Consider the following 12,185-nt stretch of genomic DNA (forward strand, 5'->3'; position numbering starts at 1 on the left):
TGCCGGACTAGATCCGGCATCCAGCCACGGCGCGTCTGCGCCGTGAAAGGAGGCTCTCGCGATCAAGGACTTGATCGCGCTGGACCCCGGACCTAGTCCGGGGTGACGGTTTACGGATGCTCCGCATCGGTAGCTATCGATCAAGCCGCCTGCCGGTCCCAGCTTGCGAAAGGATCCGGCAGGTGCCGCCATGCATCCGGTGTGAATGCCTCGGTATCGATCAGGCAGGCGTCGAGCTGCGCGCGGATGCGCGCCTCGTTCATCGGATCGGAGCCGATGAAGACGATTTCCTGTCGCCGGTCGCCGAAGACCGGATCGAGATAGGGCTTCATCATATCGAGGAACTGCTTTTCGCGCGGCCATTGCTCCTTCGGCACGGCGGACCACCACAGGCCCATCTTGCCGGTGCGCACCAATGCGCCGGCCTGGCTGATCTCGCCGACATAACGCGGACGCGTCGCCAGCCAGAAGAAGCCCTTGGCGCGCACCACGCCCGGCCAGGCGCGGTCGATGAAGCGCTGGAACAGCACGGGGTCGAACGGCTTTTGGGCGCGGTAAACGAAGGAGCGGATGCCATATTCCTCGGTTTCGGGAATGTGGTCCTTGAAGCCGTGCAATTCCTTGAACCACAGGGGGTGTTCTTCGGCCCTCGCGAAATCGAAACGGCCGGTGCCGAGAACCTCATTCAGCGCCACCTTGCCGAAATCGGCCTCGATAAGTTTCGCATCCGGGTTCAGCCCGACGATGATCTTGCGGGCGGCGTCCCGTTCCTCCGGCGTCGCGGTGCCGATCTTGTTGAGGACGACGACATCGGCAAATTCGATCTGCTCCACCAGAAGGTCGACGATGGTGCGGTTGTCGCCATCGCCCGCCGTTTCGCCCCGGTCGGCGAGAAAATCGGACGAGCCGTAATCGTTGAGAAGATTGGCGGCATCCACCACCGTCACCATGGTGTCGAGACGCGCGACATCGGAAAGGCTGCGGCCGTTTTCATCGCGAAAATCGAAGGTCGCGGCGACCGGAAGCGGCTCGGCGATACCGGTGGATTCGATCAGCAGGTAATCGAAACGGCCCTGTTCGGCCAGCGCCCGCACCTCCGTCAGAAGGTCGTCGCGCAGCGTGCAACAGATGCAGCCATTGGTCATTTCCACCAATTGCTCTTCCGTACGGGAGAGATTGGCGCCGCCATCGCGCACCAGTGCGGCGTCGATATTGATCTCGCTCATGTCGTTGACGATCAACGCCACGCGCAGACCATCGCGATTGGCGAGAATATGGTTGAGAAGCGTCGTCTTGCCGGCGCCGAGAAAGCCGGAAAGCACGGTGACGGGAAGTTTTTGCGACATATGGACCTCGTTTTTTGGCAACGCTCGCGTGGACCTCATGACGGCCACACGCGCACGATCTGAAAACGACGGGTTCGGTGCTGCCCCGTCTTTGTTCTGTAACGTAATAACATTACATATTGGCCGCCTGTCAACGGGCGACAGAAAAAAAGCGTCCCCGCAATGCGGGGGGCTGCGGCTTATGCGAAGCGCAACGTATCTTTCCAATAGTTAATGTTATTTCATTACATATTCGTTTGACGAATGTAATAACATTACATATCAAGGGCCATCGAATGACATCCTGCCCCGGAGGGATCGATGAGCGATCCGTGCCTCGCCTTCAAAAACCTGACGCTTGGATATGCCGGCCGCGCGGCCGTGCATCATCTGAATGGTGATATCGCCAAAGGCTCGCTCACTGCGGTGGTCGGCGCCAATGGCTCGGGAAAATCGACGCTGATGAAAGGCATTGCCGGCATTTTGAAGCCGCTCGGCGGCGAATGCCGGGTAAGCCCAAATCTGTCCGTCGCTTATCTGCCGCAGCAATCGGAACTCGACCGCTCCTTTCCGGCGCAGGTGCGGGATCTGGTGGCGCTTGGTCTCTGGCCGAAACGCGGCCTGCTTGGCCGCCACCGTCCCGAAGACCGGGCGGCGATGGGCCGCGTGATGGAGGCGGTCGGGCTTTCCGGTTTTGAAAAGCGCAATATCGACTCGCTCTCCGGCGGCCAGATGCAGCGCGCCCTGTTTGCCCGCGCCATGTTGCAGGATGCGCAGCTGATCCTGCTCGACGAACCCTTCAACGCCGTCGACGAGCGCACTGTTTCCGACCTTATGGTCCTGATCAAATCATGGGTGGCGGAGGGACGCACGGTTTTGGCCGTCCTTCATGATTTCCAGCTCGTGCGGCAGCATTTTCCGGAGACCCTGTTCCTTGCCCGAAAGCTTGTCGGGCTGGGTCCGACGGCCGAGGTCCTGCAGGCGGAGAACATCCGGCAGGCGCGGCATTTCCACGAGGCGTGGGAGGAAAATGCGCCCTGGTGCGAGCCGGCCGAGGCGCCTTCGCTGCAGATCGTCGGGGCAAGTCCGCAGGCAGCATCCGTCCATTCCCATTCCCATGCCCACTCCCACGCGAATTCGAATGTCCATGGCTGATATCTTCATCCAACCCTTCGTCCAATATGTCTTCATGCAGCGCGCGCTTGCCGGTGCGCTGATCCTTGCCATCAGCTGCGGCCCGGTCGGTGTGTTTCTGATGCTGCGCCGCATGAGCCTGACGGGCGACGCCATGTCCCACGCCATCCTGCCGGGAGCGGCGGTCGGGTTTCTGTTCTACGGGCTGGAAATCCTGCCCATGACCATCGGCGGGCTGGCCGTCGGCCTTCTGGTCGCGCTGGGTGCAGGCGCTGTGTCACGCTTCACCATCCAGAAGGAAGACGCCTCGCTTGCCGCTTTTTATCTCATCTCGCTGGCGCTCGGCGTGCTGCTCGTCTCATGGCGCGGTTCCAGCGTCGATCTCATGCATGTGCTGTTCGGCACCGTGCTGGCGCTGAACAATGAGGCGCTCGGCCTGATCGGCGGCATCTGCATCGTGACGTTGGTGGTGATGATCACTTTCTGGCGGGCGTTGCTGGCGGAATGCCTCGATCCCCTGTTCCTGCGCTCGGTCAGCAACTGGGGCAGCCCGGTGCATTTCCTCTTCCTTGCCATCGTCGTGCTCAATCTGGTCGGCGGCTTTCAGGCGCTGGGAACGCTGCTCTCGGTTGGGCTGATGATGCTGCCCGCCGCCGCCAGCCGCTTCTGGTCCAACCGTGTCGCGCCCATGTGCTTCATCTCCATCGGCATCGGCATGGTGTCCTGTTTCGCCGGCCTGCTTCTGTCCTATCACGCGTCACTGCCATCCGGCCCGGCGATCATCCTTTCCGCGGGCGTCATTTATGCGCTCTCCATCCTCATCGGCACGCGCGGCGTGCTCAGCGATCTTCTCGGTTCCGGCCGTCACAGGACGGCCTGAAAACAGCGTTCGAAAAAGGAGAACCTTCATGTTCAAAACCTTCCGTCTGGCCACCTGCGCCAGCCTTCTTTCCCTCTCCCCGGTTCTGATGGCGCAGGCGTCCGCCGCCGAACTCAAGGTCGTTGCCAGTTTCTCGATCATCGCCGATTTTGCGAAAAACGTCGGCGGCGACCGTGTCGAAATCACCACGCTGGTCGGGCCGGATGGCGACGCCCATGTCTATGAACCCCGCCCGGCCGATGCCGTCGCCGTCAGCAAGGCGGATGTGGTGCTGGTCAACGGTCTGGAATTCGAAGGCTTCCTGAAGCGGCTGATCGACACCAGCGGCACCAAGGCGCCGGTGGTGGAACTGACCAAGGGTGTGGAGCCGCTCAAGCTTTCCGAAGAGCCGGCCGGTCACGCCCATCCGGAAGCCGAGGAAGAGGAAGGTCACGACCACAAGGCAGAGAAAGCCGGCCACAGCCATGAGACCGCCGAGGCCCATGATCACGACCACGGCCATGAGGGGCATCATCATCACGGCGAGTTCGACCCGCATGCCTGGCAGTCGATCAAGAACGCCGAAATCTACGTGAAGAACATTGCCGGCGCCTTTTGCGAGGTCGACAAGGCCGGTTGCGCGACCTACACCGCCAATTCGGATGCCTATATCGCCAAGCTTGCCGCTCTGAACGAGAAGGTGAAGACCGAGATCGCCGCCATCCCGCCGGAAAAGCGCGTCATCATCACCTCGCATGACGCCTTCGGTTATTTCGAGCATGCCTATGGCCTGAATTTCCTCGCACCTGAAGGCGTATCGACGGAATCCGAAGCCTCGGCCGCCGATGTCGCCAAGCTGGTGGATCAGGTGAAGCACGACAAGGCCTCGGCGATCTTCGTCGAAAACATCACCGACAAGCGGCTGATCGACCAGATCGCCAGCGAAACCGGCCTGAAGGTTGGCGGCACGCTCTATTCCGACGCGCTTTCGACTGCCGACGGCCCGGCTGCGACCTATATCGACATGATCAACCACAATATCGAGACGATCACGGCGGCCGTGCTCGGCCAGTAAGTTGGACCATATCGCTGTGAGTTCGGGGAGGGTGGCTTGTGCCGCCCTCTCTGCTTTTGTGTTCGTGCAATGGCCCTGGAACTCTTCCTTTAGCGATTTCCATATTGGTGCTAAAAAGCCTCCTATGTCCGATGCGCTTCACATCTTCACCGACGGCTCCTTCGACGATGCCTCCAGCTCCGGAGGATGGGCGTTCGTGGTTCATGAAGCGGGCCACCAAGTGCATTCCGCTTCGAGCAGGACTGTCGGCACATCGAACAATACGTTCGAGGTTCTCGCCGTCCTCAATGCACTATCCTGGATCGCCGTCGAGGCGCCAACGCGGGCAGTCACGCTCTGGACGGATGCCGTTCATGTCATCGAAGGCTGCCGCCGATATAGGGCCATCTGGCGCAACAACGGCTGGAAGCGGATCACGCCCAACCAGCGCAGCCGCCGAAGACCGATCCCCGACAGGGACATCTGGCAGCAGCTCGACAGCCTGCTGGAGCGGCATCCCCATGTGGTTGTAGAATGGTGCAAAGGGCATTCCGGCACTGTCGGCAACGAGCATGCCGATGCTTTGGCGCGTGCAGTTTCCTGCGCGACGGTGCTTTAGCCGGCGGCCGTCAGTCGCCGTGATTCGGCGCTTTAATCTCTTCACTTCAGCCATCCCCGGTCTCAACCTTTTCCCGTATCGAGCGGTTGCCCCGGTACTCTTTCGCGACTCCAGCCGAATGGTGTGCACGCACGGCCGCTTGCCGGTTGACAATCGACATCCCGTTTGAAATGGTAAGATGTCAGACCAATTTAGAGGGTGCGTCTTGGACAGGTCCAGCCGGGAACTCATGCAGCCGATTCCACCGAGCGACCGCGTGCGCCAGGTCGAGGCCGCGCTTTCCGACTATGTGGAGCGGGCAGGGCTGAAGGCTGGAGACCGGCTGCCGGCGGAGCGGGAACTGATGGCGGCGCTGGGCGTCGGCCGCTCCACCATCCGTGAAGTCATTCGCAAGTTTCAGGCGCTCGGCGTTATCGACAGCCGCAAGGGCAGCGGCAATTATCTGTTGAAGCCGATTTCCGCCGCCACCGTCCACATGCCGATTTCCATCGATGCCGAAAGCCTGCGCGATGCGCTGTTGATGACGCTGGAAGTGCGGCGCGGCATTGAGGTGGAGGCCTCCATGGCCGCCGCGCGACGCCGCACGCCAGAGGATATCGTCATTATGGAAGCGCGGCTCGATGAGATGGAGCGGGTGCATCTGGCCGAAGGCACCTCGGGCAAGGCCGATCTCGCCTTCCATCTGTCGATTTATGACGCCACCCACAATACGCTGTTCAAGCAGCTTCTGGAGCAGATGCGCGAAGGCTTCGAACGCTTCTGGTCGAAGCCCTTCGACCGCCCGGATTTCGCCGGTCGCTCCTTTCCCTTTCACCGCACGCTGTTCAACGCCATCGCCGCCGGCGATGCGGCCGGTGCGCGTGAAGAAACACTGAAAATCCTCGCCGTCGTCGAGGAGGATATCAAGGACATGTCGAAATGAACCATGGCAACGATCTCTTCGATCCCGCCTCATTTATCGTTGCGCATGACGAGGCCCACGCCTTCGAAGCCGTGGTGCCGCCCATCGTGCAGACCTCGCTTTTCACCTTTTCCAGCTATGACGAAATGGTCTCCACCTATCGCGGCGAAAAGGTGCGGCCGGTCTATACGCGCGGGCTGAACCCCACCGTGCGGCTGTTCGAGGAGATGCTGGCGAAGCTGGAAGGTGCCGAAGATGCGCTCGGTTTTGCAAGCGGCATGTCGGCTATTTCCTCCACCGTGCTTTCCTTCGTTTCGCCGGGCGACCGTATTGTCGCGGTGCGCCATGTCTATCCCGATGCGTTCCGCCTGTTCGGCACCTTCATGCAGCGCATGAATATAGAGGTGGTCTATGTCGACGGCCGCGACGAGGCGGCGGTTGAAAAGGCGATGCCGGGCGCAAAGCTGTTCTACATGGAAAGCCCGACGAGCTGGGTGATGGAGGCGCATGATGTCGGTGCGCTCGCCGCCATCGGCAAGCGTCATGGCGCCGTCACGGTCATCGACAATTCCTGGGCAAGCCCGGTCTTCCAGCAGCCGATTTCGCTCGGCGTCGACCTCGTCGTGCATTCGGCCTCGAAATATCTGGGCGGCCATAGCGATGTGGTCTCCGGCGTGGTGGCCGGTTCGAAGGCGATGATCGACCGCATCCGGGCGGAAACCTATCCCTATCTCGGCGGCAAGATGTCGCCCTTCGATGCCTGGCTGCTCATTCGCGGGCTTCGCACCCTGCCGCTGCGCATGAAGGCGCATCAGGCCTCGGCGCTCGATATCGCCAGCCGCCTTCAGGCACTGGATGTGGTGGAGAAGGTCTGCCATCCGGGGCTGGCGAACCGCCTGCCGCCCGGCCTTAACGGCACCTCGGGCCTGTTTTCCTTCATCTTTAAGGAAGGGGTGGATGTGCGCGCTTTCGCCGACCGCCTCAAGCTTTTCAAACTGGGTGTTTCCTGGGGTGGGCATGAAAGCCTGATCGTCCCCGGCGAAGTGGTGCTCGAACAGAAGGCGCAGCCAAACTCCGCCCACACCTTCGGCATCAGCGCGCGTTCGGTGCGCCTGCATGTCGGGCTGGAGGGCACGGAAGCCCTCTGGAACGATCTCGAACCCGCGATCAAGGCGGCCTCCGTCGCCTGACGTGTTTTTAAACTGACGACAAAAAAGGGGAGAACGACATGAAAAAACTGGTAACAGCAGCAATCTTCACCGCCCTGATGACCGGAACGGCGCTGGCGGACACGACCTTGAAACTGGTCGAGGTCATCACAAGTCCCGAGCGGACGGAAACGCTGAAAGGCATCGTCTCGAAATTCGAGGCCGCCAATCCCGGCACCAAGGTGGAAATCATCTCCCTGCCGTGGAGCGAAGCCTTCCAGAAATTCGCCACCATGGTCTCGGCCGGCGATGTGCCTGACGTGATGGAAATGCCCGACACATGGCTGTCGCTTTATGCCAATAACGGCATGCTCGAGAGCCTTGAGCCTTATCTTGCCAAATGGGAGCACACCGCGGGCCTGAGCGAGCGCACGCTCGAACTCGGCCGCGATGTCAAGGACACGGCCTATATGCTGCCCTATGGTTTCTATCTGCGCGCCATGTTCTACAACAAGAAGCTGCTGGCCGAAGCCGGCGTGAAGGAGCCGCCGAAGACGCTTGAGGAATTTGCCGATGCGTCCAAGAAGGTCGCAGCCCTTCCCGGCAAATCCGGCTACTGCCTGCGCGGAGGTCCGGGCGGCCTTAACGGCTGGGTCATGTTCGGCGCATCCATGGCCGGTTCGAACGAGTTCTTCACCAAGGACGGCACCTCCACCTTCGACAGCCCCGGCTGGGTGAAGGGACTGACCTATGTAGTCGATCTCTACAAGAACGGCTTGGCGCCGAAGGACAGCGTCAACTGGGGCTTCAACGAGATTGTCGCCGGCTTTTATTCCGGCACCTGCGCCTTCCTCGATCAGGACCCGGATGCGCTTATCGCCATTGCCCAGCGCATGAAGCCGGAAGATTTCGGCGTCATGACCATGCCGAAGGGCCCTGACGGCAAGACCTTCCCGACCATCGGTTTCGCCGGCTGGTCGATGATGTCGAAATCCGAAAACAAGGACCTTTCCTGGAAGCTGATCGAGACACTCGAGGGGCCGGAAGGCAATATCGAGTGGAACAAGAAAACCGGTGCGCTGCCGGTGCACAAGTCGGCTGAGAAGGACCCCTTCTATGCCAGCGAGCAGTTCAAGGGCTGGTTCGATGAACTGGCCGACAAGAACGCCGTGCCGACGACGATGCCGACCTATCTTGAAGAATTCGCCTTCTTCAAGGATTCGCTTGTGATCAAGACATCGCAGGAAGCGCTGCTCGGCGATATCACGCCGGAAGACCTCGCCAAGCAATGGGCTGATTACATGACCAAGGCGCAGCAGAAGTTCCTGGCCTCGAAGTAACGACATTGACCGGCCGTGCGGGCGCAAATGCCCGTGCGGCTGGTCTTGCCGGCCTTCGCTGCGACAGGCCTTTTCATAGAAATTTTTCGGATCGGTAAGCCGAGAGGCTGGAAAACCCGTCCGTTCCGTCGTCCGATCAGGGAGCGATACAATGTCCTATGCCCATGGCGCCGGGCCGGTGGCTGCGCGCAAACCGGCTGGCAAGCCTGCGATGCGGCGGTTTGCCGATTGGGCCGAACCCTGGCTCTACAGCGCGCCCGTGCTGGTGCTCATCGTCGCCGTCATGCTGGTGCCGCTGGTGCTTGGCCTCTCCTATGCCTTTCGCGATGTGCAGCTGCTCAACCCGTTCTCCGGCGGTTTCGTTGGCCTCAAACATCTGGAGGCGCTGTCGCAGGATGCGGCTTTTTACCGGGCGCTGAAAAATACGCTGTGGTGGACCGGCGCTTCGGTTTTCCTGCAATTCTTCTTCGGCCTCATTCTGGCGCTGCTGCTGGATAAGCCCTTCGCGGGCAGGGGGCTGGCGCAGGCGCTGGTATTCCTGCCATGGGCGGTGCCGACCTTCCTTGCCGGCCTCAACTGGGCGTGGCTGTTCAACCCGGTCATCGGGCCGCTGCCGCACTGGATGGTCTCGCTCGGGCTGTTATCCGCACCCAACAATATCCTCGCCGATCCGCAGCTTGCCATGTGGGGGCCCATCATCGCCAATGTCTGGTGGGGTATTCCCTTCTTCGCCATCACTTTGCTTGCGGCACTTCAGGCCATCCCGCGCGATCTTTACGAGGCGGCGGAAATTGACGGGGCGAACCCGCTGCAGCGTTTCACCTCCATCACCCTGCCGTTTCTGGCGCCCACCATCGCCATCACCATCCTGCTGCGCACCGTCTGGATCGCCAATTTCGCCGATCTCATCATCGTCATGACCAATGGCGGACCGGCCGACCGCACGCAGATCGTCGCCAGCTACATCTTCACCCAGGCCTTTAGGCGTCTGGATTTCGGTTATGCCTCGGCCATTGCGCTGGTGCTGCTGGTGCTGCTGCTTGCCTATTCCATGCTGATCGTGCTGCTGCGCCAGCGCCTGATCGAGAAGGACTGACCGATGACATCAAGGATATTTCTCACCCTTGCCCATCGTCTGGCGATCCTTGCCTATATCGCCTTTGCGCTGTTTCCACTGTTCTGGCTGCTCAAGGTGTCCGTGACGCCGAATGACCTGCTCTATAGCGAAGGTGTGAGGATGTGGCCATCGCGGGCGACCTGGGATCATTATCGTTTCGTCATAGAAAACAGTGCTTTCCCGACGTTTTTTAAGAACAGCGTCATCGTCGCGGGCTCCACGGCTATTGCCGTAACGATACTCTCCTCGCTGTCGGGTTACGCGCTGTCCCGCTTCCGTTTCAAGGGCAAATACTGGATCGTCGCCCTAATGCTGATCACCCAGATGTTCCCGCTGGTCATGCTGGTCGCGCCGATCTTCAAGATGCTGTCGCCGCTCGGCCTCACCAACAGCCTGACGGGCCTCGTCATCGTCTACACCGCCTTCAACGTGCCCTTCGCCACCTTCCTCATGCAGTCCTTTTTCGATGGCATTCCGAAGGATCTGGAAGAGGCGGCGATGATTGACGGGGCAAGCCGGTTTACGGCCTTCCGCCAGATCATCCTGCCGCTGACGCTGCCGGGTATAGCCGCGACGCTCGGTTTCGTCTTCACCGCCGCGTGGAGCGAGCTTCTGTTTGCGCTGATGCTGATTTCCGGCAACCAGAGCGCCACTTTCCCGGTCGGGCTTCTGACCTTCGTTTCGAAATTCTCCGTCGATTTCGGGCAGATGATGGCGGCGGGCGTTCTGGCGCTCATTCCGGCCTGCCTCTTCTTCCTGCTCATTCAACGTTATCTCGTGCAGGGCCTGACGGCCGGCGCGGTGAAAGGATAATCCCATGGCTTCCATCGAGCTGAAGAATGTCGGCAAGACCTATGGCGACCTCGCCGTGCTGCATGGCGTCGATCTTGATATCAGGGATGGCGAGTTCATCGTCCTCGTCGGTCCCTCCGGCTGCGGAAAATCGACGCTGCTGCGCATGATCGCCGGGCTTGAAGAGATAACATCCGGCGACCTGTCCATCGACGGTGAACGCGTCAATGATCGCCGGCCGAAGGATCGCGATATCGCCATGGTCTTCCAGTCCTATGCGCTCTATCCGCATATGAGCGTGGCCGACAATATGAGCTATAGCCTGCGCCTGCGCCGCAGCACCAAGGAAACCATCGCGGCGGCGGTGGCCGGTGCTTCCGCCAAGCTCGGCCTCGATCCCTATCTCGCCCGCCGTCCGAAGGCGCTCTCCGGTGGCCAGCGTCAGCGCGTCGCCATGGGCCGCGCCATCGTGCGCCAGCCAAAGGCCTTCCTGTTCGATGAGCCGCTGTCCAACCTCGATGCCCGGCTTCGCGAGCAGATGCGCGCTGAAATCAAGCGCATGCACGCCGATCTTGGCGCAACCTCGGTCTACGTCACCCATGACCAGATCGAGGCGATGACGCTTGCCTCACGTATCGTCGCCATGAATGCCGGCCATGTGCAGCAGATCGGCGCGCCGCTCGATCTTTACGACCGCCCCGCCAATCTCTTCGTCGCCGGCTTCATCGGTTCGCCCGGCATGAATTTCCTGGAAGGCCGGATCGGACGGGAAAATGCCGGCAGTTTCGTCGTGCTGGGTGACGGCACGCGCCTTGCGCTTGGCCGGGAAGTGGACCTCGCCGATGGCGAGCCGGTCACGCTCGGTATCCGCCCGGAACATGTGACCGTAGCACCGGCTGAAGGCGGTGTGGAGGCAACTGTCGATCTGGTCGAGCCGACCGGCCTCGGCGTCATCCTGCACCTCACCGTGCATGGATTGCCGTTCAAGCTGTTTTCGTCAGACCGGGCGCTGTTGCAGCCGGGTAAATCCCTGCGGGTCGGTTTCCCGCAGGAAAGGCTGCATGTCTTTGATCGGAATGGTGTGAGGATCGGGGAGGCGTGAGGTTTGGCATAGTACGCAGGAATATTTCCTGGGCGGTTGCACACCCACCTCCGTCATTCCGGCCTTGAGCCGGAACGACGGAAAGCTGGAGACGTTGAGAACCTTCGCAAACGCGCCAACCGTGGCATCAGATTGCCCTTCGGTCGTCTATTGTGGAGGCTCCGGCTGGATGGAGCTTTCACAGGATTTTTCGTTCACGTGGACCCGCAGGCGCGTGGGGCTTACCCCCCTCTGCCCTGCCGGGCATCTCCCCCTCAAGGGGGGAGATCGATCTGCGGCAAAGTCTAGCACATCTCGAAGCTTGCGAACGAAGCGATGAAAGAGCCTCTTGCCGATCTCCCCCCTTGAGGGGGAGATGCCCGGCAGGGCAGAGGGGGGTAAGCCCCACGCGCCTGCGGGTCCGCTGTGAATGAAAAACCTTGTGAAAGCCAGCACCTAGATCGCTACACCCTTTTCTTCGAACCTGTGGATCTTTGTCTCGTCGGGCGTAATGAAGACGGTATCGCCGTGTTTGCATTCGAACTCGCCGTCCGTGCGAGCGGTGATCGGCCCGATACCGTCGACCTCGAGATGCAGGAAGGTATCCGATCCGAGATGTTCGGCCACCGTCACCTTGCCCTGCCACAGCCCGCTTTCCTTCGACAGCAGCAGATGCTCGGGCCGCACACCGGCGGTGGTGGCACCTTTTTGGCGGGCATAATCGCCGGTCACCAGGTTCATGCGCGGCGAGCCGATGAAGCCGGCGACGAAGAGGTTGGCGGGGGAGCGGTAAAGCTCCATCGGCGAGCCGACCT

General features: G+C 61.0%; 12 protein-coding genes. 10 read left to right on the forward strand and 2 right to left on the reverse strand.

Annotated elements, in window-relative coordinates; genetic code table 11:
• Positions 1–140: 140 nt before the first annotated feature.
• Positions 141–1,346, reverse strand: a complete 1,206-nt coding sequence (gene zigA, locus I3J13_RS13575) for a zinc metallochaperone GTPase ZigA (protein WP_080820728.1) — start codon at positions 1,344–1,346, stop codon at positions 141–143.
• Positions 1,347–1,646: 300 nt separating this feature from the next.
• On the opposite strand from zigA, the gene aztA reads away from it, so the two are divergent.
• The 10 genes from aztA to I3J13_RS13625 all read left to right on the forward strand — a co-directional run bounded on the left by aztA (position 1,647) and on the right by I3J13_RS13625 (position 11,391).
• The gene (gene aztA, locus I3J13_RS13580) at positions 1,647–2,480 is read left to right on the forward strand and encodes a zinc ABC transporter ATP-binding protein AztA (RefSeq protein WP_196379135.1); all 834 of its coding nucleotides are present in this window, start codon (positions 1,647–1,649) and stop codon (positions 2,478–2,480) included.
• On the forward strand, positions 2,473–3,339 hold the full coding sequence (gene aztB / locus I3J13_RS13585; protein ID WP_196379136.1) for a zinc ABC transporter permease AztB: 867 nt from the start codon (positions 2,473–2,475) through the stop codon (positions 3,337–3,339). Before aztA ends, aztB begins: the two co-directional genes overlap by 8 nt.
• Before the next feature lie 28 nt (positions 3,340–3,367).
• The gene (gene aztC, locus I3J13_RS13590; protein WP_196379137.1) at positions 3,368–4,393 is read left to right on the forward strand and encodes a zinc ABC transporter substrate-binding protein AztC; all 1,026 of its coding nucleotides are present in this window, start codon (positions 3,368–3,370) and stop codon (positions 4,391–4,393) included.
• A gap of 124 nt (positions 4,394–4,517) precedes the next feature.
• Positions 4,518–4,991 carry a ribonuclease H family protein gene (locus I3J13_RS13595; RefSeq protein ID WP_196379138.1) on the forward strand — a complete coding sequence of 158 codons (474 nt, stop codon included), beginning with the start codon at positions 4,518–4,520 and terminating at the stop codon, positions 4,989–4,991.
• A gap of 229 nt (positions 4,992–5,220) precedes the next feature.
• Positions 5,221–5,913, forward strand: a complete 693-nt coding sequence (locus I3J13_RS13600; RefSeq protein ID WP_196379139.1) for a FadR/GntR family transcriptional regulator — start codon at positions 5,221–5,223, stop codon at positions 5,911–5,913.
• Entirely contained in the window at positions 5,910–7,082 is a 1,173-nt protein-coding gene (locus I3J13_RS13605) for a PLP-dependent transferase (protein WP_196379140.1), read from the forward strand. The genes I3J13_RS13600 and I3J13_RS13605 overlap by 4 nt, the downstream gene beginning before the upstream one ends.
• Before the next feature lie 38 nt (positions 7,083–7,120).
• The gene (locus I3J13_RS13610) at positions 7,121–8,380 is read left to right on the forward strand and encodes an ABC transporter substrate-binding protein (RefSeq protein ID WP_196379141.1); all 1,260 of its coding nucleotides are present in this window, start codon (positions 7,121–7,123) and stop codon (positions 8,378–8,380) included.
• 151 nt (positions 8,381–8,531) lie between these two features.
• Positions 8,532–9,476: a carbohydrate ABC transporter permease gene (locus tag I3J13_RS13615; RefSeq protein WP_003525091.1), complete on the forward strand. Its 945-nt coding sequence runs from the start codon at positions 8,532–8,534 to the stop codon at positions 9,474–9,476.
• Positions 9,477–9,479: 3 nt separating this feature from the next.
• The gene (locus tag I3J13_RS13620) at positions 9,480–10,310 is read left to right on the forward strand and encodes a carbohydrate ABC transporter permease (RefSeq protein WP_035228147.1); all 831 of its coding nucleotides are present in this window, start codon (positions 9,480–9,482) and stop codon (positions 10,308–10,310) included.
• Positions 10,311–10,314: 4 nt separating this feature from the next.
• Positions 10,315–11,391 (forward strand): ABC transporter ATP-binding protein, encoded by a 1,077-nt coding sequence (locus I3J13_RS13625; protein WP_196379142.1) that lies wholly within the window; start codon positions 10,315–10,317, stop codon positions 11,389–11,391.
• 435 nt (positions 11,392–11,826) lie between these two features.
• On the opposite strand, the gene I3J13_RS13630 is transcribed toward I3J13_RS13625, so the two are convergent.
• On the reverse strand, positions 11,827–12,185 hold a 359-nt coding region (locus tag I3J13_RS13630), incomplete at its 5' end, for a TOBE domain-containing protein (protein ID WP_196379143.1).

This window comes from Agrobacterium leguminum (genome assembly GCF_015704895.1).
Taxonomy (GTDB): domain Bacteria; phylum Pseudomonadota; class Alphaproteobacteria; order Rhizobiales; family Rhizobiaceae; genus Agrobacterium; species Agrobacterium leguminum.